Source organism: Thermocoleostomius sinensis A174, assembly GCF_026802175.1.
Lineage (GTDB): Bacteria > Cyanobacteriota > Cyanobacteriia > Elainellales > Elainellaceae > Thermocoleostomius > Thermocoleostomius sinensis.
In genome coordinates, this window is sequence record NZ_CP113797.1 from 2,040,385 (window position 1) to 2,067,037 (window position 26,653).

The 26,653-nt window shown below is 49.1% G+C and carries 25 protein-coding genes; 14 read left to right on the top strand and 11 right to left on the bottom strand.

From position 1 onward, the window contains the following. Position 1: 1 nt before the first annotated feature. Positions 2 to 535 (bottom strand): biotin transporter BioY, encoded by a 534-nt coding sequence (locus OXH18_RS08805; RefSeq protein WP_268612158.1) that lies wholly within the window; start codon positions 533 to 535, stop codon positions 2 to 4. 480 nt (positions 536 to 1,015) lie between these two features. Between OXH18_RS08805 and OXH18_RS08810 the strand changes: the two genes are divergently transcribed. The 4 genes from OXH18_RS08810 to OXH18_RS08825 all read left to right on the top strand — a co-directional run bounded on the left by OXH18_RS08810 (position 1,016) and on the right by OXH18_RS08825 (position 6,085). Then, on the top strand, positions 1,016 to 1,966 hold the full coding sequence (locus OXH18_RS08810; protein ID WP_268612159.1) for an ABC transporter substrate-binding protein: 951 nt from the start codon (positions 1,016 to 1,018) through the stop codon (positions 1,964 to 1,966). A 74-nt stretch (positions 1,967 to 2,040) separates the two neighbouring features. Continuing rightward, the gene (locus OXH18_RS08815; protein ID WP_268612160.1) at positions 2,041 to 3,822 is read left to right on the top strand and encodes a sensor histidine kinase; all 1,782 of its coding nucleotides are present in this window, start codon (positions 2,041 to 2,043) and stop codon (positions 3,820 to 3,822) included. 110 nt (positions 3,823 to 3,932) lie between these two features. Continuing rightward, complete coding sequence (locus tag OXH18_RS08820) at positions 3,933 to 4,889, top strand: arsenic resistance protein (protein WP_268612161.1); 957 nt, start codon at positions 3,933 to 3,935, stop codon at positions 4,887 to 4,889. 5 nt (positions 4,890 to 4,894) lie between these two features. Beyond that, the gene (locus OXH18_RS08825) at positions 4,895 to 6,085 is read left to right on the top strand and encodes a substrate-binding domain-containing protein (RefSeq protein WP_268612162.1); all 1,191 of its coding nucleotides are present in this window, start codon (positions 4,895 to 4,897) and stop codon (positions 6,083 to 6,085) included. On the opposite strand, the gene cruG is transcribed toward OXH18_RS08825, so the two are convergent. Together cruG and cruF are read right to left on the bottom strand one after the other, a co-directional pair. After that, on the bottom strand, positions 6,080 to 7,279 hold the full coding sequence (gene cruG / locus OXH18_RS08830) for a 2'-O-glycosyltransferase CruG (protein ID WP_268612163.1): 1,200 nt from the start codon (positions 7,277 to 7,279) through the stop codon (positions 6,080 to 6,082). The genes OXH18_RS08825 and cruG overlap by 6 nt on opposite strands. Before the next feature lie 8 nt (positions 7,280 to 7,287). Continuing rightward, entirely contained in the window at positions 7,288 to 8,229 is a 942-nt protein-coding gene (gene cruF / locus OXH18_RS08835) for a gamma-carotene 1'-hydroxylase CruF (RefSeq protein ID WP_268612164.1), read from the bottom strand. Between the two features lie 249 nt (positions 8,230 to 8,478). Between cruF and OXH18_RS08840 the strand changes: the two genes are divergently transcribed. The 7 genes from OXH18_RS08840 to proB all read left to right on the top strand — a co-directional run bounded on the left by OXH18_RS08840 (position 8,479) and on the right by proB (position 15,568). Continuing rightward, on the top strand, positions 8,479 to 9,645 hold the full coding sequence (locus OXH18_RS08840) for a F420-0:Gamma-glutamyl ligase (protein ID WP_315874693.1): 1,167 nt from the start codon (positions 8,479 to 8,481) through the stop codon (positions 9,643 to 9,645). Between the two features lie 19 nt (positions 9,646 to 9,664). After that, positions 9,665 to 10,864 carry a GNAT family N-acetyltransferase gene (locus OXH18_RS08845; RefSeq protein ID WP_268612166.1) on the top strand — a complete coding sequence of 400 codons (1,200 nt, stop codon included), beginning with the start codon at positions 9,665 to 9,667 and terminating at the stop codon, positions 10,862 to 10,864. A gap of 11 nt (positions 10,865 to 10,875) precedes the next feature. Next, positions 10,876 to 11,412: a Holliday junction resolvase RuvX gene (ruvX, locus tag OXH18_RS08850; protein WP_268612168.1), complete on the top strand. Its 537-nt coding sequence runs from the start codon at positions 10,876 to 10,878 to the stop codon at positions 11,410 to 11,412. A gap of 148 nt (positions 11,413 to 11,560) precedes the next feature. Next, a complete protein-coding gene (locus OXH18_RS08855; protein WP_268612170.1) occupies positions 11,561 to 12,172 on the top strand; it encodes a DUF3727 domain-containing protein in 612 nt (203 codons plus the stop codon). Between the two features lie 51 nt (positions 12,173 to 12,223). After that, positions 12,224 to 13,330: an endolytic transglycosylase MltG gene (gene mltG / locus OXH18_RS08860; RefSeq protein WP_268612171.1), complete on the top strand. Its 1,107-nt coding sequence runs from the start codon at positions 12,224 to 12,226 to the stop codon at positions 13,328 to 13,330. A 247-nt stretch (positions 13,331 to 13,577) separates the two neighbouring features. Then, positions 13,578 to 14,141: a YqeG family HAD IIIA-type phosphatase gene (locus OXH18_RS08865; RefSeq protein WP_268612173.1), complete on the top strand. Its 564-nt coding sequence runs from the start codon at positions 13,578 to 13,580 to the stop codon at positions 14,139 to 14,141. A 317-nt stretch (positions 14,142 to 14,458) separates the two neighbouring features. Continuing rightward, positions 14,459 to 15,568, top strand: a complete 1,110-nt coding sequence (gene proB / locus OXH18_RS08870; RefSeq protein WP_268612174.1) for a glutamate 5-kinase — start codon at positions 14,459 to 14,461, stop codon at positions 15,566 to 15,568. A gap of 5 nt (positions 15,569 to 15,573) precedes the next feature. Here proB and OXH18_RS08875 read toward each other — a convergent pair whose 3' ends face one another. Both OXH18_RS08875 and OXH18_RS08880 read right to left on the bottom strand, forming a co-directional pair. Beyond that, entirely contained in the window at positions 15,574 to 16,359 is a 786-nt protein-coding gene (locus OXH18_RS08875; RefSeq protein WP_268612175.1) for a hypothetical protein, read from the bottom strand. A 51-nt stretch (positions 16,360 to 16,410) separates the two neighbouring features. Further along, positions 16,411 to 16,938, bottom strand: a complete 528-nt coding sequence (locus OXH18_RS08880) for a GIY-YIG nuclease family protein (RefSeq protein ID WP_268612177.1) — start codon at positions 16,936 to 16,938, stop codon at positions 16,411 to 16,413. Between the two features lie 338 nt (positions 16,939 to 17,276). On the opposite strand from OXH18_RS08880, the gene OXH18_RS08885 reads away from it, so the two are divergent. Further along, positions 17,277 to 18,362 carry a DUF1517 domain-containing protein gene (locus OXH18_RS08885; protein ID WP_268612178.1) on the top strand — a complete coding sequence of 362 codons (1,086 nt, stop codon included), beginning with the start codon at positions 17,277 to 17,279 and terminating at the stop codon, positions 18,360 to 18,362. A gap of 27 nt (positions 18,363 to 18,389) precedes the next feature. Here the strand turns inward: OXH18_RS08885 and OXH18_RS08890 are convergent, their stop codons facing one another. Beyond that, positions 18,390 to 19,727: a sensor histidine kinase gene (locus OXH18_RS08890; protein ID WP_268612180.1), complete on the bottom strand. Its 1,338-nt coding sequence runs from the start codon at positions 19,725 to 19,727 to the stop codon at positions 18,390 to 18,392. Between the two features lie 8 nt (positions 19,728 to 19,735). Further along, a complete protein-coding gene (gene rppA / locus OXH18_RS08895; RefSeq protein ID WP_268612181.1) occupies positions 19,736 to 20,440 on the bottom strand; it encodes a two-component system response regulator RppA in 705 nt (234 codons plus the stop codon). A gap of 75 nt (positions 20,441 to 20,515) precedes the next feature. Between rppA and OXH18_RS08900 the strand changes: the two genes are divergently transcribed. Next, positions 20,516 to 20,905: a hypothetical protein gene (locus tag OXH18_RS08900; RefSeq protein ID WP_268612183.1), complete on the top strand. Its 390-nt coding sequence runs from the start codon at positions 20,516 to 20,518 to the stop codon at positions 20,903 to 20,905. Positions 20,906 to 20,908: 3 nt separating this feature from the next. On the opposite strand, the gene OXH18_RS08905 is transcribed toward OXH18_RS08900, so the two are convergent. The 4 genes from OXH18_RS08905 to minC all read right to left on the bottom strand — a co-directional run bounded on the left by OXH18_RS08905 (position 20,909) and on the right by minC (position 24,145). Beyond that, the gene (locus tag OXH18_RS08905) at positions 20,909 to 21,781 is read right to left on the bottom strand and encodes an SDR family oxidoreductase (protein ID WP_268612185.1); all 873 of its coding nucleotides are present in this window, start codon (positions 21,779 to 21,781) and stop codon (positions 20,909 to 20,911) included. Between the two features lie 95 nt (positions 21,782 to 21,876). Next, the gene (gene minE, locus OXH18_RS08910; RefSeq protein WP_268612187.1) at positions 21,877 to 22,356 is read right to left on the bottom strand and encodes a cell division topological specificity factor MinE; all 480 of its coding nucleotides are present in this window, start codon (positions 22,354 to 22,356) and stop codon (positions 21,877 to 21,879) included. 137 nt (positions 22,357 to 22,493) lie between these two features. After that, the gene (gene minD / locus OXH18_RS08915; protein ID WP_268612188.1) at positions 22,494 to 23,297 is read right to left on the bottom strand and encodes a septum site-determining protein MinD; all 804 of its coding nucleotides are present in this window, start codon (positions 23,295 to 23,297) and stop codon (positions 22,494 to 22,496) included. A gap of 95 nt (positions 23,298 to 23,392) precedes the next feature. Further along, complete coding sequence (gene minC / locus OXH18_RS08920; protein WP_268612189.1) at positions 23,393 to 24,145, bottom strand: septum site-determining protein MinC; 753 nt, start codon at positions 24,143 to 24,145, stop codon at positions 23,393 to 23,395. Between the two features lie 637 nt (positions 24,146 to 24,782). Between minC and ftsH3 the strand changes: the two genes are divergently transcribed. Next, positions 24,783 to 26,624 (top strand): ATP-dependent zinc metalloprotease FtsH3, encoded by a 1,842-nt coding sequence (gene ftsH3 / locus OXH18_RS08925; RefSeq protein ID WP_268612190.1) that lies wholly within the window; start codon positions 24,783 to 24,785, stop codon positions 26,622 to 26,624. Positions 26,625 to 26,653: the final 29 nt, after the last annotated feature.

Genomic DNA, 26,653 nt, shown 5'->3' on the forward strand with positions numbered 1-26,653 from the left:
CCTAGCGCGCTGAAATTAGAGGATACGATCGCTTTACTATCACCGCCACTAGGGACGCAATCCCAACTTTGATCAAGTCACCTGGCAAAAACGCTACGGCAGACAGGGCGGTTTCACGACCTGCTAATACAGCTAACCACGGTAATCCGATCGCATACACCACGGCAATGCCGCCAATGGCATTTGCCAACATGGCATTACTCAGGCTCAACTGCCGCCAGAACCGCTCTGTGAGCCAGCCGATTGTAAAAGCTCCCAAGGGAAATCCAAGCAAAAACCCGCCTCTGGGGCCCAAAAACACCGCCAAGCCACTGCCTCCGGAAGCTTGGGGAATGCCAATGGCAATTAACAGCAAAAACAGCATCATGGCCAACCCACCTCGTTTGGCTCCCAATAGCGACCCGGACAGCATGACACCCAGCGATCGGGCTGTAATCGGAACTGGAATGAATGATAGGGGAATTGCTGGAATTAACCCGAAAACAATGGTCAGAGCCGCAAAAAGAGCAATATAAACTAGATCACGGTTGTTCATCGTCAGTTAACGCTAATCGTGCCAAAGAACATTAAAGAATTGTGATAACAGAGGACAAAAACTGCTGAAATTCAACCTCTGCAATCTCAGAGCATACCGCAGGAGATGAAGGTTGAGAATGACGATTCTAGAAAAACGAGGGGCGATCGATTGTTCGATCTAGAACGGGCTTGGGAAAACTGTAGATAATCTGGTTTCAGCCATCTTGCGGATTACAAATTCTACGTGAGTCCAAAAAACCACTTGTATAACGGTGCACAACGTAATTATCGATGATTCAGTTGCTCGCGATTAGACTGGCTCATTTCAATTGACAGTTGCTCTCAAGCCCGTGAATTGCCAAATTCTCCAAGACGCTCAATGTCACACACGAAGCTAAACAATTCTCCTGTCCTAATCTGTTTCCTATTGCTTGGATGTCAGTTTTTCAAATATTGGTGGCAAAGATTTCATCGAAGTATTCATCAATATAGAGCTTTTGTGGTCATCGCCTTTATTGCGAATTCGCTCGTACTAATCAGTTGTGTTCCGCAGATCAATGCACCGCTGCTGCGCGTAGGCATTCCGAAGTGGATTGGATTTACGCCGTTTCAGCTAGCTGAAGAACTACAGTACTATCAAGACACCTCAATTCGTTTATTGGAATATCCATCTGGACCAGACCTCATTCAAGCATTTCGCAATGGTGAAGTGGAAGTAATGGGTACCACAATGGGGACATCCATGTTGCTGTCCGAGGCCGATCCAACATTGAAGGTGATTTTAGTAACCGACAGTTCACATGGAGCTGATGTCATCCTCTCTAAACCGTCGATCGCCTCACTCAAAGATTTAGCCGGACAACGGATTGGGCTAGAAGCCTCAGAAGTAGCCGCCTTTATGTTGAACCGTGCTCTAGAACGAGTGGGGCTTTCTGTCAATGATGTGCAGCTTGTGCTGCTTTCGCTATCAGAACAAGAAACTGCTTTTGAGCAAGGCAAGGTAGATGCTCTTGTTACATACGATCCAACTCGATCGCATCTACTGGCGCTCGGAGCTAAGCAATTATTTGACAGTAGCCAAATTCCAGGAGAGATTGTGGATGTAATCATTGCGCGTGACACAGTATTATCTCGCCAGCAGCGTTCGGTTCAATCGCTGGTGAATGGCTGGTTCAAAGCCCATCGCTATTTTCAACAGCGGCCCAAAGCAGCCGCCAGTCGAATTGCTCCATTGCAAAATCTCTCCTCTGAAGAGTACCTAAATTCGCTAAAAGGGCTTCAATTCCCAAATCTTGCTAAAAATCAGCAACTATTGGGCAACCCTAACTCCACGCTGATTAAAGGCGCTAAACAACTGAGCGAAATTATGCAGCGTCAGAATCTATTGAAGACTTCCGTTGACCCAGCCAGCCTGATTGACGATCGGTTTGTTAAAAATCTGAAGCTGTAGGGCCACCACACTAGTAGCTTGGTTTGATTTGACCCCTGAACCGCATGGTTCTCACCTATGCACCTGATTCATGTATGCTTGTATTTCCGATCAAACGCGCGTGGAAGATTTCATCGATTGCGAAGCGGTTCCCGCCCCCCCTGCGCTATTCCATTCCCACAACGTTGTTGATATTAGGAAGTTTGTTAGGTATTTACTCGTTTCAACGAGAAATCGCTTTAGCAAACTTGCGCAACGAAGAAAAAGCAATTGATTATGTTCGCTTCATTGGCGATCGCACCTCTGGAATTTTGGCTTATCTCTATCGTCAATCTGGTGGTACTGGCACGGATTTGGTGATTAGTCAACTACAAGACGAAACGTTTCTCAACGTGGCAGTTGTGTTGGATGAAACTGACCAGGTTATTATTTCAACGCAACGAAAATTCTACAAGTTGTTCCTGTCTGAAACCACGATTGAAATTGATCCAGGTGTGGTGCAGTCGGTACGGCAAACCCTGATTGGACAAGTCAACCTATCTCGCGATCGAAAATCAGTTCAAGCTCTCTACCCTGTGGTGTTTCCTCCTGCCCCCGGAGAAATTCTATCGTCGCGTGTTGGGGTTTTATTTTTAGAATACAATCAACTATCTGCGTTACAGTATCAAGCGTGGAAAGATGCCTTACAGCGATCGATTGAGTTCATTTTGTTTTTAGGACTGTGCTGTATCGGCATTTGGTATTTCTTTGACAAGGTGCTGACCCTAAGGGCGAGACGTTTGGTGGAAGCCAGTAATCGCTTTTCTGAGGGAGATTTGAGCGTTCGTGCTAGATTGTCGGGGTCAGATGAACTCGCTAAAATTTCGGCAGCGTTCGATCGAATGGCAGGTCTGATTCAACGCAATACAGAAGCGCTGCAAAGCAGCCAAATTAGCTTAGGAGAGGCCCATGCAGCATCCCTGCGCCAAGCTGAGCAACTGAGCCAAACGCTGAAAGAATTGCAAACTACCCAAACTCAACTCATCCAGACTGAGAAAATGTCAAGCTTAGGACAGCTTGTGGCAGGTATCGCCCATGAAATTAATAATCCGGTTAACTTTATTCATGGCAATCTGTTTCCCATATCGGAGTATATTCAGAATCTGTTGGCACTTGTGTCCTTGTATCAACAAGAATTCACTCAATCTAGCCCAGCTATTGACCAATTCATCGAGACAATCGATCTAGATTTTATTGCTGAAGACTTGCCAAAAACTTTGATATCGATGCGATCGGGAACTGAAAGAATTCGCCAGATTGTTCTGACTCTACGAAATTTTTCTCGATTAGATGAATCTGATATTAAAGCTGTAGATATTCACGAAGGAATCGATAGCACTTTGGTGATTCTGCAACATCGATTCAAGCCAAGACACGATAAAGCAGAAATTGAGGTCATTAAACACTATGGAAAGTTACCCAAGGTTGAATGCTTTGTGGGTCAAATCAATCAAGTATTTATGAATATTCTGAACAATTCGATCGATGCATTGGAAGAGCACGAGTGGACGAAGGATGAAGCCCCGAAAATTCAGATTTGTACTCGATTGAAAGACTCGAATTGGATAGCAATTCATATTTCAGATAATGGGCCTGGCATTCCAGAAGAAATACAACAACGATTGTTCGATCCGTTTTTTACAACGAAACCCATTGGCAAAGGAACCGGGCTAGGGATGTCAATCAGCTACCAAATTGTAGTCGATAAACATCACGGCTCGTTGCAATGCTTCTCGACTCCAAACCAAGGAGCCGAATTCGTGATTGAAATTCCTGTGTGTTACTCACGGTTGCAATCCCCTGATTCAACCATTGCTTCATCAGTTGTCCTAACGTAAGTTCGGGATTGACCAGTGAACTGCTACGACTGATAGATTGTAGTGAACAAGATGAGTGGAAAGGTATAGCCCTGCCCCTGCCCTTGTTCGCAACATATCATCTGGCTGCAATGTCTCTATTCGATAAACTTCAGCCCTTTTTTGTTCTACTGTCTGTTCTAGTAGGGTTAATTCTGGCTCAAATTGCAGAGTTGGCACCAATGGCTAGCGCTCTCATTGTGCCGCTGCTAGCAATTATGCTCTATGCAACTTTTCTGCCCATGCCTCTGCAACAGGTTGGACACGCAATCCGTAATCTTAATGTCACCACTGCCAGCTTGGGTATGAATTTCCTGTGGACACCCGTTCTAGCTTGGGGCCTAGGGGCGGTATTCTTGCGAGATGCGCCTGATCTATGGGTGGGCTTAATCATGCTGATGGTTACACCCTGTACCGATTGGTATCTCGTTTTTACCAGTGTAGCGGGAGGAGATGTCTCGTTGGCAACCGCACTCCTACCGTTTAATCTGATTCTGCAAATCATTCTGCTACCACTCTACTTGCTGGTGTTTACAAGAACCCTAGTCGAGTTGAACCCGGAGGCTCTTTTCGGAAGTATCCTTTGGATACTCATGCTGCCGTTACTGATGGCAGTTGTGTCACGGCGGTGGGCAAGCCATTGGTGGGGAAAAACGTGGCTCCATCAACAGGTTCCCAAGATTACAGCCCTGCAAGTCATATGTCTTAATGTTGCCATCATTGCGATTTTTACCGCTGAAAGTGGAGCCTTGTTTGAGCGTCCTGTGTTGCTGTTACAATTACTACCACCTGTAGTCCTATTCTTCTGGATTAATTTTTGGATTGCTCAGGCGCTAGGACGGCGGTTGCAGTTATCCTATGCCACAAGGGTTTGTTTAATTTACACGACCTTAGCACGCAATTCACCTCTGTCTCTAGCGATCGCGGCTTCTACATTTCCCGATCGCCCCTTAATCAGCCTCACCCTCGTCATTGGTCCCTTGATTGAGCTACCCATTTTAATGGTGATCTTACAGCGATTACGGGTTCTCAGAAACGTTCAGGAATGACCCAAATGAAGCAAGACCACGACCTCCGCAATAACCTGAAGCAAATTCGGCTGCGGTTGGGCATGAGCCAGCAGGATTTAGCCGTGATCGCCGGAGTCTCTCGCCAAACGATCGGTGGTGTAGAGTCGGGTCAGTATGCTCCATCAACCACCGTAGCGCTACGGTTGGCCAAAGCCTTGGGGTGTCAGGTTGAAGATTTATTTTGGCTGGAACCAGACAGCGCAACGATCGAGGCCGTGCCAACCGAGGATACCCCAGTGGGACACCCCCTGCGCCTGAGTTTAGCCCGCGTGGGTGGGCGGTGGATCGCTCATCCCTTGATTGGTGCTCAAGCTTTTCGGCTAGAGATGGTTCCGGCAGATGGGGAGGCAACTTACGAAGCCAATACCCCTAACCTACACGTAGCATTACTGGACGATTTAGAAAAGTTGCAACAGACCGTTGTTCTGGCGGGCTGTACTCCAGCGTTGTCGCTATGGGCCCGGGCTGCTGAACGGTGGCATCCAAATCTACGGGTGCATTGGACATTCGATAACAGCATCAGTGCTTTGGAACGGCTCTGTCGGGGGGAAGTGCATCTGGCTGGAATGCATTTATATGATCCTGTGACGCAAGACCACAATGTTCCGTTTGTGCAAGCGGCATTACGCGATATTCCAGCCGTATTAATTAATCTAGGTAGTTGGCAAGAGGGGCTATTGGTTCAGTCGGGAAATCCCTTAAATCTTCAAACTATCGCTGATTTGACTCGCTCTGATGTAACAATTGTTAACCGCGAAGTGGGAGCGGGCAGTCGGCAGGTGTTGGAGCAATCGCTTCAGCAACAGGGAATTGATTGGCAAGCGGTTACAGGATTCGATCGCATTGTTTATGGACATCTAGACGTGGCGCAAGCAGTCCGCACTGGCAAGGCCACGACTGGGGTGAGTACGGCCTCAGTAGCGGCAGCCTTTGGGCTGGAGTTTATTCCTCTGCGGTGTTCTCGTTATGACCTAGTTGTGTTAAGGCCATATCTAGACGAAGCGCCTGTCCAGCAACTCCTCGGTACGTTGGGGCATCGGCGAGTTCTATCCCAGCTGACAGCGTTGGGTGGTTATGACACCAGTCAAACGGGTGAGGTCATGGCTACGGTCAATCCGCCCCTGCTTAAAAAACGCCGCAACCCTTCTAGAGCAAGCATAGGCTCAAACTCATGAATAGCTTCTACCGCGCCATTGGGTGGGTGTCCGAATTGAAGATAGGTAAATGCGATACACCGCCAGCGGATCAGCGAGGGGAGAGAGCCAAAAACTCCAGCTAGCCTTCGCTTGAGTGAAATCGTAGGACGGTGCGATCGCCCACAGCAGGGCAACGCGCATCAGAAGCAACAGACTGTTGAGAACCAAGACCGCCATCACAGGAAGAGATGTGTATCCCAAGCGAAGGCAGATGGCAAATCCCAGCACAGACAGCAAGGGTAACCCTTGAACCGCTACCAGGAAGCCCAAATCCCCCCATTTTTGACCGATGGACGATGCATCTTTGAGATCAAGCGATCGCCCCCATTCACGCCAGGTTTCGACTGCCCCTTCATACATCCGCACCTTCAGAAGTTGGGAGCCATCTAAGAAGCCGACGGTTGCTCCATGACGCGCCGCATGACGTGCCAGAGTGACATCATCACAAAACGACGATCGTGCCGATGTATATCCGTCTAGTTCCACCAACAGCGATCGTTTACACAGAAAGCATTGCCCATTGGCCATGACTCGATCGGCTCCAGCCAAGGTTCCACCCGCTGGGCCAAAGCGATACACCAATGTCATCAGCAAAGCTGGCTGTAGCCAAAACTCACCTAGCTCTTTCAAAATAAACTGAGGAGCCAGCGACACAAGATCATAGCCTTGCCGTCGTGCAGTTTGAATCAGACTGCTGACTAATCCTGGTTGCGGGCGCGTATCGGCATCGATGCCCAAAACCCACTGACTGTCTGCGGAACTGTGCAGAAACCCGGTGTGCAGGGCCCAAGGCCGCCCCACCCATCCTGGCGGTAAGGGATCATCGGTGATTAAACGAATACGCGGATCTTGCTCTCCTACGGCTTTAACCAGTTCTGGCGTACCGTCTTGCGATCGGCTATCGACCACAATGATTTCCCGTACCTCATAGCTTTGACGACTCAACCCATCCAAACACGGGCCAATTCGAGCCGCTTCGTTCAAGGTGGGAACAACGATGCTAACGGTTCCCAGGAGGTCAGAAAGAGGAGGTTGGGGCTGTAGGGGGGAGTGGCGGCGCGGCCCTTGCAATAAGCGAGAGAGCAATACGGCCAACGCCGGAACCTGAATCACGAGCAGAAGCAAGGCAATCGCAGCGATTGCTCCATTCAACTCAACCGATAAACTTTGCACGATCGCGGCTACTTAGTGCTAACAACAACAGGTGTGTGAGTAGTCGGTTTATCCAGTGAGGACGCCTGACTAGATGAAAGCATTACATCTGCTGCATCAATTCCCGTCAGCGATCGAACCTGGGCTAGCTTCCAGCAGACCACCGCCGGAACGACTCCTACTAATAAACCCAACCCAATGGGAATCCAGAACCCTGCCGCCATACTCATAATCATGGCGAAAGCAAAGTTGCCTAAGTAAACTACCAGGGGAAAGTCTAGTTGAGACGCTGGAAGCACGATCGACCGCTTACGCCAGAATAGCGCTGCCACCGTCATGAATATGATGCCTGTGCCCAACCAGCCCGCGAAATTTTGATAAGGCATGCCAAAAAACGCACCGGGTTGATGCCAGTACCAGAAGGGCATGGCCGTTTGGCTCATGGCTGGATCGAGGACAAAATCCCAAGAGGTAAGCAACAACGCGCCCAATGCGATCGCGCTAACTTGCCATAACCATGGGCGATTGGCAAACAGCCGACCCAAACCAGCCCGCGCTAATACATAGGACGAAAATCCTAAGTAGAACCAAGAGAGAGGAATCGTGAACGGAACCAGTCCGGCAATTTTGTAACCCAAGCCACTCAAATAGCTGTAGTCACCAAATGGAAAGCCCGTGCTTGTCCCCAATAATTCGCTGCTAAGAGAAATCAGAACGGCTGGTAGCATGAAGGTCAACCAATTGCGCCAGCCTAGCATGCGGTAAGCATAAATGGCTACCGCGATCGTACCTAGCAAAATATAGGTAACTCCCCCTCCAGCCATACTCCAGCGAAAGAGCGTTTGTCCGGCTGGCACAAAAGATAGAAACTCTGGATGCGGCATCACCAGCAATAGCCCCGCCAACCCAAATCCCATCGAAATTAAGTGTCCAACCAAGCAAAATCGCTCAATGTCAGCCAACCGCTTCATGACAGATTCCCCAGCATCTACAGTGTCTACGGAGCAGACACATCGGCGTAAACCCATAATGTCTACTCAGCTTCGGACAATTTAATCTGACTACAAGGTTACTGCAAAATTATAAGATTTGTAAATGAACCTTAATCCCTGGCGATCGAAGTGAGCCACTTCCTAAAAATCCGCTAAAGTTTGTGGCATTATCCGTCCACTTTGAACCCACTCCTTAAAAATTGGCTGGCAACTGTGACGATCGCAACTATGATTGGTATCATTTTCAGCATTTTTGTCCTGCTCATTCTTCTGGCTCTACTGGTTGTTGAGGTGCAGTTTCGTCGTCGCCCTGGAAACAAGCTAGAGCTAACCGCCGGAGACTGGGACATTACTACCTACGATCCCGATCGCTACTTCATTGAAGGCGAATTAGAGTTAATCAATTACACCAAACGCTTTGAGATCATGGTGCCAGAGCTATGGGCAGATGTAAAACTGCTCTCTAAAGAGAGCTTGGAGGATATTACAGCTAAGGTTTGGGTGACGCCGCAACATGCTGACGCGGATGCCCGCGCCGATGGCTACTGGTTTGCCTACATTGTCAAACGAAAGCCGACTCGGTTACGGGTTTCGGTCGATATTCGCGGCAAGGATTTGTCGTCGCTGCAATCTGCTTGGATTCGCGTTCATTACGTCACCTATGGGCCACAAGGACGAATTCCCAAGCTGCGGCATGTGATTGTGCCCTTGAAGTTTCCGACAGTTGAAGATTCTCACCGCTGGCGACCGGCTACCAATGCTGACGTTTTGCCGATTCGCACGCACTTGTTGACACACTTAGATGATCCAGTGGAGATTGTAAAGCGCTATGTGTTACCCCACGCCCAAGCCGGAGATGTAATTACGATCGGCGAAACTCCGGTAGCGCTTATGCAAGGACGATTTCGACATCCCACCGATGTACGTCCGGGCTGGTTAGCTAGGCGGCTGTGCTACTACTTTATGCCTACGTCTAGCTTAGCAACTGCTTGTGGAATGCAAACCCTCATCGATATAGTTGGGCCTTGGCGAGTTTTATCTGCCTTTCTGCTGGGAGCGTTGGCCAAAAAGTTTCTAGGCAAGCCAGGGCTATTTTACGTACTAGCTGGGGAACAGGCCCGCCTGATTGATGATGTCACAGGCACTCTGCCTCCCTATGATCAATTTATTGTTTTGGGCCCGGAAAACCCCCAACAAGTCGTGAATCAGATTTATCAAGCGACTGGTTTAGGAGCCGCGATCGTTGATGTGAATGATCTGAAAGCGGTTAAGATATTGGCAGCAACGCCGGAAATTTCTTTAAAATCGTTAGAGCAGGCTCTTGTAACCAATCCGGCTGGCAATGCCGATGAGCAAACTCCGTTGGTGCTAATTCGCCCGACTTCAACTGCGTAGTTCATTCCCGGTAAGGCTTATGACCTCAGTGTCTCCCCAACATGCAACCGTGTCCGTTCGCCCATTTCAGTATCGTGATTTGGACGAAGTCTCTCGCTTGACGGCATCTGAGGCAGATGTGGAAGAAAGCGGCAACTTGGTCGACCTAGGGCGACAAATTCAACAAATTCGACGGTGGTATGGCCCGCTGAGGTTCCTAAGCTTGTTTCCCAATCCACTCCAGCATTTTTTCTGCACCTATGTAGCTGAACAGTCTGGGCGGCTTTGTGGACTAATTCAAGTGTCGCCCTTTAACCGCACTCGCAGCACTTGGCGGGTCGATCGAGTCATTGTGGGGTCGGTTCTACCCGCATCCGGCGATCAACCCCTGTCGATGGATGTAGGCTCACAACTATTGCGGCATTGTTTTCAGGCGATCTGGGAAGCCCGCACGTGGTTGATCGAGGTGGATGTGAACGACACAGCCACCCTCGCGCTCTATCGCCACAATGGGTTTCAAACGCTAGCAAAAATGACCTATTGGGAAATTAACTCCGAACAACTGTCGGTGTTGGCAGAGCGAGAACCTGACCTACCCAACTTCTTGCCGGTTGGCAACGCTGATGCCAGTTTGCTGCATCAACTGGATACGGTTTCAATGCCGCCCTTGGTACGACAAGTGTTCGATCGCCATGTGATTGACTTTAAAACGAGTTTATTTAAATCGGTCTTAAGTACTCTCAAGCATTGGGTAAGCCATACAGACGTTGTGAGTGGGTATGTGTTTGAACCTCAACGCAAAGCGGCGATCGGCTATTTTCGATTGCGTCTCTGTCGCAATGGTAAGCATCCTCATGCAGCTCAACTAACCGTTCATCCAGCCTACACTTGGCTGTATCCGGAATTACTAGCCCAGATGGCTCGCGTTACCAAAGATGTACCCTCTCAATCGCTGTGTGTAGCCTCTGCGGATTATCAACCGGAACGAGAAGAATATCTAGAGCAACTCGGAGCTGCTCAAATTGGGCATACGCTAATGATGTCGCGATCGGTATGGCATAAACTGCGGGAATCAAAATTTAGCGCGCTAGAGGGGTTGCAACTGTCGGATGTTTTGCAAAGCCTTCAGCCGTCTCGTAAGCCTGTGCCTGGTCGCTTTTCATTACAATCCAACCTAGAAAACCACAACAGTGCTAATAAAATCACACCGCCTGATCGGGCGGAAGAGGGAAAAAACTGAGCACCCAAATTATGACCTTCACAGCCTCCGATCGAATCTCTGCCCTGGGTCTTGACATTGGCAAGAAGCGGATTGGTGTGGCAGGGTGTGATGGTACAGGATTAATTGCAACGGGGCTGACTACCATCGAGCGGCGATCGGTGCAGCAAGATATTGAGCAACTGCGGCAGCTTGTGCAAGAACGGCAGGTACAAGTGCTTGTGGTGGGCTTGCCCTATACGCTGGACGGTAACTTGGGGTTTCAAGCTAGACAGGTACAAAAATATGCTAAGCGCCTCAGCAAGGCATTGCAGCTTCCGGTAGACTATGTCGATGAGCGGCTGACCTCCGTGCAAGCTGAGCAGTTGCTTCAGGCTGAGCATCGCGCTCCTTCGCGCCACAAGGACTTGATCGATCGCAAAGCGGCAGCCATCATTTTGCAACAGTGGTTAGACGATCGCCGCCATCGGCGAACTCAATCGGTTGAAACCGTAACCCTTGAGCCAGCGACTGTGGCAACGTTGCAAACCCAAAAAACGACGCAAAATCAAAGAGCGACCGATCCATAGAATTAGCACTAAAGCAAAGAATCAGGAGAGAACTTCATTATTCTCTGGAAGCAAAATACTGGGTAAAGTATGATTGGCAGTGGTGTATCGTGTCGTATCGCTAATAATCGCGAATAATGTCGCGTTTTGGCAAAACAGGATTGAATGAATGGATAGAAAAGATTTGGGAATGGACGAAACCGAGATGGAAGACAATGCTCAAACGGTAAGTTTGACAGACGAAGAAGGACGATCGCTGCTGTGTTATGTTGAGCGATCTTTAAATGTGCAAAACCAAGAATATGCACTGCTGCTGCCTGTTGATGCACCGATCGAAATCTTCGCTTGGGCGGTGGATGAAGAAGAAGAAGAAGAAATGTTGATGGATATTGACGAAGAGGAACTAGAAGATATCTTTACCACAGCCAGAGCCGTGCTGGCAGAACAAGATTTGATTTTGCATCGAACTGCCCTCACCCTAACGGCTAGCGGCGACCTACCCGAAGTTGAAGAAGATGACATCATTTCCCTCGACATTGAGCAAGAAAACGGGCAGCCGAATCTAGAGCAGTTTCAACAGCTTGCTTCTTTCTTCTTTGAGGAACAGGAGTATGTGGTGTGTACACCGCTTGATCCGCTGTTGTTCTTTGCTCGTCTCGATGAAGGACGACCGGAACTGCTCTCTCCAGAGGAGTTTCAAAATTTGTTAGACCTAGAAGAATTTCAAGAGATTCGAGCACAATTGGAACAACAAAACGAGTTGGATGACGACATTGAGTAGGCAGGAGGTTGAGCCTGCCTTGCTCTCTAGCCCTTTAGCCCTCTAAGTGTAATGACAGTAGCTTCACGCCTCTCCAAATGGTTTTTCTATCTGCTGCTTCTGCCAGCTACGATTGCCCTCTGCGGATGGCAAGGTTGGTCTTGGTGGAGTTGGGCCAGTGCCCCTGTGGCAGCCTCTAATCCGTCGGGAGCTAGCACGAGAGACAATGATGCAGTGCAGATCCGAATTCCACCGGGCAGCACAGCCGAAGAGATTGGCGAAACCCTGAAAGACCTTGGATTAATTCGATCGCTGACCGCCTGGAACCTATGGACACGCTGGCAAACCCTCCAAGACGGTAACGGCAGCTATCAAGCCGGCACCTATGCGCTTTCTCCCTCCGACTCGTTGCAGGAGATCGCGGGTACGATTTGGGGAGGACAAGTGGTTGAACGCAGCTTTACCATCCCAGAAGGCTGGTCAATTCGCGAAATGGCAGCCTATTTCGAGGAGCAGGGCTACTTTAGTAGCGATGAGTTCATGGCGGCAACTCAGCAAATTCCCCGCGAGCAATACCCTTGGCTGCCGGACGGACTCCCGCATCTAGAAGGATTTTTATATCCTGATACTTATATTGTGGCAGGAGAGGTGACGCCTCAGTCTGTGATTGATCAAATGCTCGATCGCTTTGCTCAGGTGGCATTGCCAATCTACGAGCAAGGTCAAGCAACTACGCCCTATAGCTTCTTAGAATGGGTAACGCTGTCTAGCATTGTGGAACGCGAAGCCGTCGTGGCTGAAGAACGTCCTCTAATTGCAAGTGTGTTTGCCCGACGCTTAGAGGAGGGCATTACCTTGGGAGCCGATCCCACGGTGGAATATGCCCTCGGCATTCGGCAGACAGAAGATCAACCCCTGACCTTAAACCAAGTAAATACACCATCGCCATACAATACCTACATCAATCCAGGGCTACCTCCAACCCCGATCGCCAGTCCTGGTCGCTCTAGTTTGGAAGTCTCCCTTAATCCAGCCGATACCGAGTATCTTTATTTTGTAGCCCGCTATGATGGCACTCATGTTTTTAGTCGTACTCTGGCTGAGCATGAAGCTGCCCAAGCAGCTATTCATGATGGTCGTGCGGCGCAAAGTGAATCAACCTCGGAAACCACAAACTAAGTTCACTGATTAGTCCATTTGCGTCTACTCACTCACAGGGGTTGGCTCACGGGTGTTTGCAACTTGGATGGCAACCCAACCGACAGACGACATCAGCGAAGGCAGCTAAACGACTACGGTTGCTAAGATTCATTCTCTGCTTTGTGCGTTTAATGCGTTGATGTCCCTATACAATTTGTTTAACTTATCCCACCGTTCCTCGCTCGTTGCTTACCCCGTTCCCTTTGAATGCCTACCCATTCCTACTATGCCTTGGTCTCCTCTATCCTGGTCAACCCTGCTGCAACCAGATCTGATTCTAGGGACTTCAGTTCTTGGACTGACGCCTGAACTCCTAGAGCATTATGGGCTAAAGGGTTTAGTGTTGGATGTGGATGAAACGCTCGTACCCGTCACCATGGCCGAGGCTTCGATCGAGTTGCAAGAATGGGTAGCGTCTGTGAAGCAAACCACCGATTTATGGCTAGTGAGCAATAACATCAGTCAAAATCGCATTCGTCGTATTGCTGAGTCGTTGTCATTGCCCTACATTTTAGGGGCCGGTAAACCCTCGCGTCGCAAGTTGAGACAAGCGGTTCAAGCGATGAACTTGCCCTCTGACCAAATCGCGATGGTGGGCGATCGGTTATTCACTGATGTGATTGCAGGCAACCGCTTGGGCATGTTCACCATTTTGGTAGAACCGATGATTAACCCAGCTAAAGAAGGACAACGGTATCTATTGCGCGATATTGAGGTTTGGTTGTCACAAATTCTGGGGGCAACCTTACCCCTGGAGAAACAAAACGCAACAAATTTAGACAAATCTTGAGGTAGCACAACAAATATAAAAAAACTTAAGGTTTTTTAGCCTTCCAATTTTTCCTGTTAGCTTTAAAAAGAGTTGAATGGGGTCAGCCAATATAAAGACCCTAGTCGATAAATCCTGTGAATACTTACTGAAGCGCTGATCTTCGTTAATAGAAGGTCGGCGCTTCAGCATATTCGCTTCAGTCTTGTGCTTAAACAAATCAAACAAGAGAAAATAAAAACTGCCTCTTCATTCCCCCGTTCGACAAAACGGACAACGAAGTTGATCTACTAATTCACCCTCTACTTCTCTTTTAGTCTTTAGCTCTTTCTCCCTCCATGCCTCAAACTCTCGTGATTAAAATCGGCACCTCCAGCTTGACCCATTCGGAAACGGGCTTCTTGGCACTAGCCACGATCGCCCAGCTAGTGGAAACCTTGAGCCAACTACGGCGGCAAGGGCACCAGGTGATCTTGGTATCCTCTGGGGCAGTTGGTGTGGGCTGTGCTCGCTTAGGACTGACCGAACGTCCGCGTACTATTTCTATGAAACAGGCCGTGGCAGCCGTCGGGCAGGGGCGATTGATGCGAGTGTACGATGATCTGTTCAGTTCCCTGCAACAACCGATCGCCCAAGTGTTGCTAACACGTAGTGACTTGGTACAGCGCAGTCGTTATGTCAATGCCTATCGCACGTTTCGGCAATTGCTTAAGCTGGGGGTAATTCCCATCGTCAACGAAAATGATACGCTGGCGGTGGATGAACTGAAGTTTGGGGACAACGATACACTGTCGGCAATGGTAGCTAGCTTGGTCGAAGCGGATTGGTTGTTTTTGCTCACCGATGTTGATCGACTCTATTCCGCTGATCCACGCTATTATCCGAATGCTGAACCGATTGTGCATGTTGATCGCATCGACTCTTTAAATGCGCTGAATGTGGAAGTGGGCGATCGAGGTACTACCTGGGGAACCGGGGGCATGATGACCAAAATTGCCGCTGCCCGCATTGCCACCACTGCCGGAATTCGGACTGTGATTACGGAAGGCCGATCGCCTCAAAATATCTTCAAAGTTTTGAAAGGAGAACAGGTAGGAACTCAATTTGCGCCCCAGCCCCAGCCTGTCAACGCCCGCAAACGCTGGATTGCGCATGGACTCGTTCCTGCCGGAAAGCTATACCTGGATCATGGAGCCGTGAATGCGATTCGCCAAGCAGGAAAATCGCTGCTGGCGGCTGGAATTACCGAAGTTGAAGGTGAGTTTCAAAGTCAGGATGCCGTACAACTCTGTGATCCGGTTGGGCAAGAAATTGCTAGAGGACTGGTCAACTACAACAGTACAGAATTGCAGAAAATTCTCGGTTGCCATTCAGACGAGATTCCTCACATTTTGGGCTATGCTGGGGCCGAAACCGTAGTCCATCGAGATAATTTAGTACTGAGCTAGTTTGGCTAACTCGATCGCTGTTGTAGGAAGGCTTGAATGCTAAAAATGGCTTTCCGAACTGGCTGTTCTTGGGCGAAGTCTTGCATGAGAGGAATGCGCTCAGCCGCCAATACCAACACTGGGCGGTAGCGCTTGCCGTATTTGCTCCGTCTTTCTTCAATATCAACCACCAGAATTCGGTTCAGTGGACGTTCGATCGTTTGTGTCCTGCCCTGCCAACGACTATGTCGGACAACAACTTTATTCAGGCGCTTGTAAAACGTGCAGGTGGTCGCCGGAGCCAAGGTCATTGATGTTCCAAACCCTACCCCTACTAGCCCAAAAATTCCAGAGAGAAGGGCATTGGTTCGTCCACTTTGGTAAAGCTGCAAGATGGACTGAGCAACCCCTCCAGCCTGAATAAACTGATTGATGCGATCGGCTATGGCGTAGTGCTCCGCAGAATTTTGATCAGCATCCTTCAGCAGAGGAATCTGCTCGATGCCATTAAATAGCTCAATGTAATAGTACTGTCTGCCCTTATGCCCCGATCGCTGAATGACTGTTGCAGATTGTAGATCGTAAATTTTGCGAATATACATGCTGCCAATTAAGGTATGCTGCCGCAATTCGCAGCTTGTCTGCGATGGTAGGTTATGTTGGCAACGCAAACTGACTGATATCGGCTTGAGACTCACTAAATAGAGTAAACTGCTCAGGCAAAAGCAGATTAACATTCCGCCACTCAGCCAGTGCATAAACGGAACATGTCGAAGTTTGAGACGATGCGGGGTTTGTTCTGAGACTTTCATGAACGCCTTTAATACCCTCAGTACTAGTCTCAGCCTTCCCAAACCTTGATTTTATTTCAACAGCAGTAACCCTTCTTCTTTTGCTTTAGGGTCAAACCGAAGCGGCATTTTGACACCCCGTGCCTCTAATTGCGCCAAGACATCCTCTTCGACACGGCGAGCAATTTTTTTCAGCACCTTCACTTTATCTAGACCATCACTGGCTTCGTATACTGCTTGTTCGGCGGCGGTCATTTGTGCTTTTACATCGATCGCCTGACTCCAGGCAGCTGCTTCCTCGGCATTACCAGGAGGAATAGCACCATTTTCACTAATCCAACTGGCACGAATTTCTTCTAGTGCCGTGCGGTTAGGACGATCGATTGTTTGCACCTTAAACCAATAGCAGTGATGGGGCTGGCGAATAAGATGCTGTTTGAGACTAAACGATACATCGCGGGAATAACTAATATACTGAAGTGTTTGCGCGTGATCAAAAATGGCATATACTCCAACCTTGCCACTGAATGCATCAGTGACCTGTCCGGCGTCGTCCAAATAGGGGTAATAGGTTAAATCCGCTAGCAAAATTGATGTCATAACCCATGTCAGTCCTTCAATGTCCTACCAATTCTCTTATTAGGTTGCACAGTACGCCCACCCCTTCCAACCTTCCCTTAACGGTGGGGTAAATTCTATACCCATTTTGGTAGAGAAAACGATCGTGACAATAGAGTTTAAGTCGCAATTTTAGCGTTCTATCTCTCTCGCAGAAAAGGGGGTAGGATAGGCGTAGTTCTCCTAGCATAAAAGTTGTTTGCGCTAATACATCAATTCACCTGAAACTAGACTCAACTTTTTTATTAAAAAATTTCAAAATTATTCAGGCAGAACACCCCATCAATCGAAGCATTTATTTTTTTAAGGATGACTGGCTCATGCGAGGTTTTTCTAAGATTCAACTGCTAACGGCAACCGCGTTTTCTTTTGTTCTCCTGAATGCGTTGGGAGTGAATTTTCACCAAGGTGCATTATCTGAGCAAAGCATCTTACAAGGCGATCGGGTTGAAGCAAGAAGTTCGGGTGGCTCGGGTCGAGGCGGTTCCTTTAGTCGTCCATCAGGAGGAGGCTCAGGGGGTGGTTCCGGGTCTTCTGGAGGAGGCTTCAGCGGTGGCTCGGGCGGCTCAGGTGGCTATCGTGATCCTTACTATCGTGACTATCCTAGCGATCCTTACTACCGCGAGCGTCCATATTCTAATCCTGGTCCAGTGATTGTACCGGTTCCCGGTGGGTATGGTGGCGGATATGTCGCAACAGGTGGGGATGCCTTTTTGCCGTTGCTGGTGTTTTTAGTGCTGTTCATGATATTTCCGATCGCTGCCATGTATATGGCGCGGAACAGTCGCAGTCGCAACCACTATGGGGGCTATCCAGTCGCAGGAGGCAATCGAGAGCTAGCTAATGATATTGTCACCGTTACAATGTTGCAAGTGGCATTATTGGCTCAAGCTCGTTACATTCAGGAGCGACTGACAGAATTGACCTTAAGCGCAGACATGGAGACGCCGGAAGGGTTGGCGGATATGCTGAAGGAAACGGTTTTAGCTCTGCTGCGATCGCCCGAAAACTGGTCTCATGTTCGTGCTATGTCTCAAACGGTGAAGAGCCGAGAAGAAGCCGCACAGTTGTTTGAAAAACTTTCGGTAGTTGAACGCAGCAAATTTAGTAGTGAAACCTTGGCTAGGGTTGGTGGACGCATTCGTCGGCAGGAATTGCGCCCTGGTGACGATGGCCCCGCAGCGTTTATCGTGGTGACGCTGTTAATTGGCACTGAAGACGATCGTCCCATCATCGATCAGACTATCCACTCAGCCCAAGAGCTACAAGCGGCTTTACAGCGAATTGGAGCCATTACGCCAGAGTATCTGCTAATTTATGAATTGCTGTGGAGTCCTCAAGATGCTAGTGATAGTCTGACCTATGATGAATTGCTGGCAGAGTATCCTGATCTGGTTCAAATTTAGGACTCTTTTCAACTTAGGCAGATAGGTCTAGTTGCAATTATTGCTTGCTTGCTTTTCATCCTTGATTCTTTTTATTGGTAGCTCAATCTGAAAGCACGATCCTTGCCCTTCTTGACTGGTGACGCTAATGTGCCCCCCATGCGCTTGCACAATCTGTTGCACAATCGCCAACCCTAATCCAAAGCTACCTGGTTGGCTCGATCGCCGGTCGGGAGTGCGGGCCTGATCAACTCGGTAAAAGCGATCGAAGATATGTGGTAAATCTGCTGCCGGAATACCGATGCCACTGTCCTCTACACGGATCACAGCTTGGCGTGATTGTAGCGTCAGGAATAACTGTACCTTGCCACCGGCTGGCGTGTATTTGATGGCATTGCTGAGCAAATTGATCACAGCTTGCCGCAATAGTTCTGCATCCGCTTGCAGATTGATCGATCGCTCTGGTAAGTGGCTAAAAAATATTAAACCATGAGTGGTTGCTTCGGCAGCATAGATCATCGCTACGTCCTGTAGCAAGGCAACCAAATCGATCGGTTGCAAAGAAGCTGGCGATAGTGCACCCTCGTGTCGAGCTAAAAACAATAGATTGTTGACCAACGCATTCATTGATTTGGTAATGTTTGCCAATTTGTTCAGGCGCTGCTCTTGCTGTTGGCGATCGGTGGCGGGCTTCAGCAAGCCCAGTTGAATAGTGCTGAGCATGGCAGCCAGAGGAACGCGCAGTTCGTGGGAGGCGTCAGCGGTGAAGCGCTGTAGTTGTTCGTAGGAGCGACGAATGGGTTGCATGGCATAGCCTCCTAGAACCCAACCTGTCAGCCCAATGGCACCCAGTGAGAGCGGTACTCCGATCGCCAAAAATAGACGTAATTGCTGTAGGCTTGTCAGCACTGGCGTTAAGGGAACTGCTACTTGTAGATATCCAAGCAGCACATCATCCCGATAGACTGGTAACGTTGCTTGACGTACCAGTTGTGGCTGAAGCGTGTCAGATTCATCAGATGTAGAAAGACGCAATGTCACAAAATTTGCAGAGGTTGCTAACTGCTCAGGCGGCACTATACCCGTGAAATGGGTCAACTGTCCTGCCTCGTTGTACCAGCGCACATAAACCACCTCATGATCAAACGGCATGGTTTTCCGTCCCAAAATTGGAATTTCGTTGAGGTTTACCTGCCACTGTCCGCGACGTAGCTCATATTTCACCGACGATGCCATTGTTTGCACTTTGTTGTACAGCACTTGATCAAACGATCGCATTTGATCTTGAGTTTCAAGCCAGAACAAAGCAGCCGCAAACAGAACCAGAATACTACCCATCGATCCAGTAAACCAGCGAGCGAGCATTCGGCGACTGTGACGAAACATAGCAATCCCTATTGATCAGGTTGTTGATCAGGTTGATCAGGGCTAGGTGGGTTGAGCCGATATCCCAACCCATAGACCGTTTCGATCCAATGGTCGGCATGAAGCAATCGAAGCCGTTGACGCAGACGACGAATCAGGGTGGAAATGGCGTTGCTCTCCGGTTCTTCTCCCCAGGGCCAAATGGCTTGTTCAATTTGCTGACGTGACAAGACTTGATTGGGGTGACGCATGAGGTACTCAATTAGCTGAAATTCGCGGTTCGACAACTCTATCTTTTGATCATTTCGTTCCAAGGTGAGAGAGTTCACCTGCAATTGCAGGTCTGCCACCGTTAGGACATCTCCTCGCCAAAGGGGCGATCGTCTGCCCAACGCCCGCACTCGCGCCAAAAATTCCATTAAATCTACAGGTTTGACTAAGTAATCATCGGCTCCAGCATCTAGCCCTGCTACTTTGTCAAAGGTGGTATCTTTGGCAGTCAACATCAATATAGGAGCCGCTTTACCCAAGTGCCGATAGTGCTGACACAGTTGCAATCCAGACACTCCAGGGAGCATCCAATCCAACACTAGCAAATCATAGTCTTTCTCGGACATCAGCCATTGCGCCACATCTCCCGTGTCAATCGCATCCACCACATGCCCAAACTCATTGAGTGCTTCTTGAAGTGGCTCTAGCAGATCCCGATCGTCTTCAACTAATAAAATTCGCATGGTGGCGTCCTAAACCCTCATTTTCCTGTCACGATAGTACCGAGTACAGTGAAGAAGAAGAATCAGATCAGAATCATGCGATCGTCTGAATGGTGGAAAGCGTTAGCCGCCTTAGGTTTAGAGTTTTGGTTGCCGTTACCACTTCTGGGGGTGCTGTTTTGGCTTGGCGGTGGAACGGTGATCAACTATGCTATTGAACAGCCCCAAGAAACCGTTGCGCAACTGCAAGCAAACAGCCAACTAGAGACCAAGATTCCCATTGCAATTGTGTCAATTGAAGCAGAGATTCATCGCAATCAGGGCTTTTCAAAGGTAGAAGTACAGACTATTAATCCGAATCTCAAGAAGCTTGAGTATGAATTCCGCACCTTGGAATTTAGCCAAGTAGAAGCTGCAATTGCTCAGGAACTGGGGTTGACTCCCGATCAAGTCCGTCCCTTGATTCGCTATGAGATCAAGCGCTGATTTTTACAATCGATCGACAATGGACTCTAATTCATCCTTCACCAGCCCAGGAGCATAACCCAAACTAAAAGCCAGCGAGCTATCCATGGAAACGTCGGGTGCTCTGGGGGCTGCCATCGGCACATCGGATTGGTAGCAAGGATTCAGTTTCACATCTTGCAGTTGCAACACCTCAATCAGAATCAAGGCAAACTCGTAGCGAGACAGTCGTTCTCGTCCCCCCAAATGCAGTAGTCCTTTTGCAGTTTGTAGGGCTAACAGCAATCCTTGGGCCGCTGATGTGCCGCTGACGGGTGTTCGGACTTCGTCTACAAACAAATTCAGCACTTGTCCAGTGCGGATGCGTTCAATAAATGGTTGAATAAAGCTCGGAGCCGTGGGGGCTGCCCCAAACATGAGCGGCATTCGGCAAATTGTGGCATCTGGATAACGCTGCCTCATGCCTGCTTCGGCGGCAACTTTCTGTTCTCCATATAGATTAATCGGGCAGACTGGATCGTGTTCTCGGTAGGGAGGATTGCATCCATCAAATACGAGTTCTGAAGACGTGAATACGCAGGGAATATTGGCGTCAGCGCACAAGCCTGCAATATCACAAGCGGCTACTACGTTGATGCGATGGGAACTATCTGGATTAGCTTGGCAAAGATTTGGCTGTGATAGAGCGGCGGTGTGAATGACTGCATCCGGTTGCAGGGTTTGAAACAAATCACTCAACGCTGAAAAATCAGTTAGATCGATTGCAAATAAAGTGGTTCCAGGCATTTCGATCGGGTGAGCATGATAGGTGCCATAGACTTGCCAGGTTTGTTGCGCAAGCTGGCAAAGGTGCCATCCCAAAAAACCACTTGCACCTGTAATCAAGAGTTTCTTCATAACCATTAAACTTTGCCCATCCCCATTGCTGTAATGACGGTTATGCCTCCTACTTCAGAGGTGCACCGCTGCGCTCATCCTGTCATCGGTTTGCGTCATGGGTTTGCGTCGCGATCGTTGCCTGTGTTGGTTGCATCCGATTCAGTGAAGGCGGTAATCGACGGATTTGATTCGTTGACCCTAGAAGGATTTGGGGCTGATTCGGCTTTAGGTTCAACTTTTGTCGTCTCATTGCTCGATTTTTCAGTACTCAATTTCTCAGCAGTAGAAGAGGAATGAGGCGCAGGTTCGGCGGTAATATAAGCTTCGGGCTTGATCGCCCGAATTGGTAAGTTAGCAATTAAGGCCGTTGTTCGTTTATCACTTTCAAGAAAGAACTCGGCTTCTTGTGGATCAATTTCGACATAGCGAGAAACCACCTCTAGAATCTCCTGACGCATTTTATCGACGGTGGCAGGGGTGAGGTCAGCCCGATCGTGCGCTAAGACAATTTGTAGTCGTCGTCTAGCTGCTTCCCGGCTGCTCTTAGGAGATGCACCGCGAGAGAAGATTCGTTCAAGGAGGTCAGTGATCATGGAACATCGGAAGAAATGGGCAAAGATAGTCAAGGCTCAGAATGCTAATGAAGAAGGTGAATGGTTTAGGGTTAGGTAGTTTTAGACAGAGAGGCTGGTTTGATAATCTCAAGTTGAATGATGGAGTTTGGATGATTCTAGTTACGCGATCGAAACAAGCGAAGCAACCGAGAGAGCAAATCATCATGAGAGGCCGTCAGGTCTAAGAAGGGTACTTTCTCTCCTTCTAAGCGCCGCACAATATTCTGAAAGGCAACTCCTGCCAATGATATGCCTTGAGATAGCACCAAGGGTTCCCCTTTGTTGGTGGAAACAATGACTCGTTCATCGTCTGGAATAACGCCAATTAACGGAATTGCTAGAATTTCCTGAACATCTTCGACTGACATCATCTTATCTTGCTGAACCATCGCTGGTTTAATGCGGTTAATAATCAGATGTAAGTCTTTAATGTCATTGGCTTCCAGCAATCCCACGACTCGATCGGCATCTCGAACCGCGGCAATTTCTGGAGTTGTCACCACAAGCGCTTCCTTAGCGGGGGCAATCGCATTCAAAAAGCCGTTCTCAATCCCTGCCGGGCTGTCAATCAAGACGTAGTTGAAGACTTTTGTGAGCGCATTCACCAGTTTCCGCATTTGTTCAGGCGTTACCGCTTCTTTAGTGCGGTTTTGAGCGGCTGGCAACAGCACCAAGTTGGGCTGTCGTTTGTCTTTGACCAGCGCTTGCTCTAGGCGACACTCGCCTGCCAACACCTCAACCGCCGTGTAGACAATGCGGTTCTCCAGTCCTAGTAAAAGATCTAAATTGCGTAAGCCAAAGTCTGCATCAACAACAGCGACCTTGTGCCCGCGTTGCGCCAACGCCATACTTAAATTAGCGCTACAGGTCGTCTTCCCGACCCCTCCTTTACCCGACGTGATAACAATAATGCGACTCATGTGTTGCTGTCAGTGGTGTGAGATAGTGATGTTAGGTTAAATGATGTTGGATACCGTTAAAAAACGTTGATGAACCCCGATCGATGGGCCATTGGTTAGGGCACAATTCGATCTCTAGAGAAATCCGAGGCTTTGGCAATGCGAATTCCATCGGATGCTACATAGGCCACCTCAGGGTAGTACTGGGATGGAGGTGTTTCAGGCGCACGAGCTACAAAGTCCGCAATACGAATTTGAGTTGGGTCGAGCCGCAACGCCATAATCATACAGCGGCTATTTCCAGTCGCACCTGCTTGAGCCACACCCCGCAAAGCCCCCCAAACTAGCACATCTCCATCGGCAATGATGCTGCTACCGGGATTGACATCTCCTAAGACAATCACGGTTCCCGGATGGCGAACTTCCATGCCCGATCGCAGTGTCGATTGGATGTACAATGGCTCAGCCAAAGCCTGACCGGCTGGGTCTGATGACTGAAGCGTGAGTTGCCCCACGGGTGCTTGTTGTTCTACCGACAGCCCGGCGGTCGCAGCGGCTACAGCCGTTTGACGACGGCTAGTATAGACCCGTTTCAGTTGCAGTTGCACCTCTGCCAAAGCATTCACAATATCCTGTAACTGTCTGCCGTCCAACAAGCGATCGCGAGCCATCAGATGAACAGGAGTATTGGGTTGCCAAAAGCGCTCCCCTGCTCCCAGTCGATTTTTGAATTGAAACCAAAGATCAGCCCAGGTCAGAGCCGACGGTGTATCGACCTCTGGTGGCAACAACAGCAACAGCCGCCCATCTTCGCCTTTAAAGCGAACTTGTGGAACGGCAGCCCCTCCTTCGTCTGGAGATGACGACATGGGGGGTATTGAAGCAGATACGGGAAGTTCAGAGTTCATGCAAGACAAGCTTTAAAGTCGTTTTGAGACAGTACAAAGACTAGCAAGAACCAAATTAACTTTCCATGGTAGTCGCCTAGTTACAATCAAACACAGGTTCATCGTAAAACTTTAGCCATACTCTGTGGCAACCAATGCCATCGAGCCTCGATCGCCAACATTTCCAGCCATGTAAGGTCAGCCAGATTTGCTGAACCCTTTGCCCCGCTGTCAATTTTAGTCCTCACCCTCAATCCCTTTCCCACGTTGAGAGCGGAACTTCAATCTGGCTCCCCGTTGCCCAAAAAGGGATAGGGATGAGGGTGGTTCAGGATATGAGTGTTCGGGCTATTGCATTAAATAAAGTTGCCATCAAAAGTAAAGAGCTAAATTCCCCCCTCAACTAGATGAAGATGGCAAAATAGGGGTATTACAACAATCCAAATCCTGGATATCAGCGAGGCAACTAACTCTTCTCTTGAAAGCTCGTTACATCGGAATCTGCGCCAACTGGGGCGACAAGCGCATCTGCATCCGTGTATGATGAGTTACATTAATAAATATTAAGAAGTTAAGAATTTGCCCCTGAGATTGGAAACGTTTAGGAGGAACAACCTCGGTGAATAACAAGCGGTGGAGAAACGCGGGACTGTATGCCCTCTTGGTAGTGGTTGTCATCTTTTTGGCAACTGCTTTGCTGGATAAGCCATCTCAAAATGCAACGTTATGGCGTTACAGCGAGTTCATTGACCGAGTGGAGACAAACCAAGTTGCGAAGGTCATTGTGAGTGCCGATCGGACGCGGGCGCAGGTTACAACTAACGATGGGCAACGGGCACTTGTCAATCTACCCAATGATCCAGAACTGCTGAACATTTTGCAGGAGAATGAGGTCGATATCTCAGTTTCTCCCCAAGCGGACGATAACGTTTGGGCCAGAGTATTAAGTACGCTCCTCATTCCTTTCTTGCTATTAGTAGTGCTATTTTTCGTGCTACGCCGCGCTCAGAATGGCCCGGGTAGCCAAGCCATGAACTTTGGTAAGTCAAGAGCCAGAGTTCAGATGGAGCCACAGACCCAGGTGACGTTTAATGACGTAGCGGGAATTGATCAGGCTAAGCTGGAACTGGCCGAAGTGGTCGATTTCTTGAAGAATGCCGATCGCTTTACCGCTGTGGGAGCCAAAATTCCTAAAGGGGTTCTCCTCGTTGGGCCACCGGGAACGGGTAAAACGCTGCTGGCTAAGGCTGTTGCAGGCGAAGCGGGGGTGCCCTTCTTCAGTATTTCTGGCTCTGAATTTGTGGAAATGTTTGTGGGTGTTGGTGCGTCTCGCGTCCGTGATTTGTTTGAGCAGGCGAAAGCCAATGCCCCCTGCATTGTGTTTATCGATGAAATTGATGCAGTCGGTCGGCAACGCGGGGCGGGGCTTGGCGGCGGCAACGACGAGCGCGAACAAACCCTAAACCAGTTACTCACTGAGATGGATGGGTTTGAGGGTAATACGGGTATCATCATCATTGCGGCTACGAACCGTCCCGATGTACTAGATGCTGCACTGCTACGTCCGGGTCGCTTCGATCGCCAAGTGGTGGTCGATCGCCCTGACTATGCCGGTCGCTTGGAGATTCTTAACGTCCATGCACGCGGCAAAACGCTGTCGAAAGATGTGGATCTCGAGAAAATTGCCCGTCGTACCCCTGGTTTTACAGGCGCTGACTTGTCTAATTTGCTCAACGAAGCGGCGATTTTGGCGGCCCGTCGTAATCTGACTGAAATTTCGATGGATGAAGTCAACGATGCCATCGATCGGGTATTGGCAGGGCCAGAGAAGAAAGATCGCGTAATGAGCGAAAAGCGCAAACAGTTGGTAGCGTTCCACGAGGCCGGTCACGCACTAGTTGGTGCTCTCATGCCAGACTATGACCCAGTGCAAAAGATTAGCATTATTCCGCGTGGTCGGGCAGGGGGGTTAACTTGGTTTACTCCCAGCGAAGACCGGATGGATTCTGGGCTTTACTCCCGCTCCTACTTACAAAACCAGATGGCTGTAGCCTTGGGTGGCCGCCTAGCTGAAGAAATTGTCTTTGGTGAAGAAGAAGTGACAACGGGTGCATCCAATGATCTTCAACAAGTGGCGCGGGTGGCCCGTCAGATGGTGACACGCTTTGGCATGAGCGATCGCCTTGGTCCGGTGGCACTGGGTCGTTCGCAAGGTGGAATGTTCTTGGGCCGCGATATCATGGCAGAACGTGACTTCTCGGAAGAAACTGCGGCAGCGATCGATGACGAGGTTCGCAATTTAGTGGATCAAGCCTATCGTCGGGCGAAGATGGTGCTCATGGAGAATCGCGAAATTCTTGATAAACTTGCAGAAATGTTGATCGAACGCGAAACGGTAGATGCTGAGGAACTGCAAGAACTGTTAGCCAACAGTAACGTCAAGATTGCTTCGATTGCTTAAAGTCCCTCGAATTGTCCCGTAATTTAGAT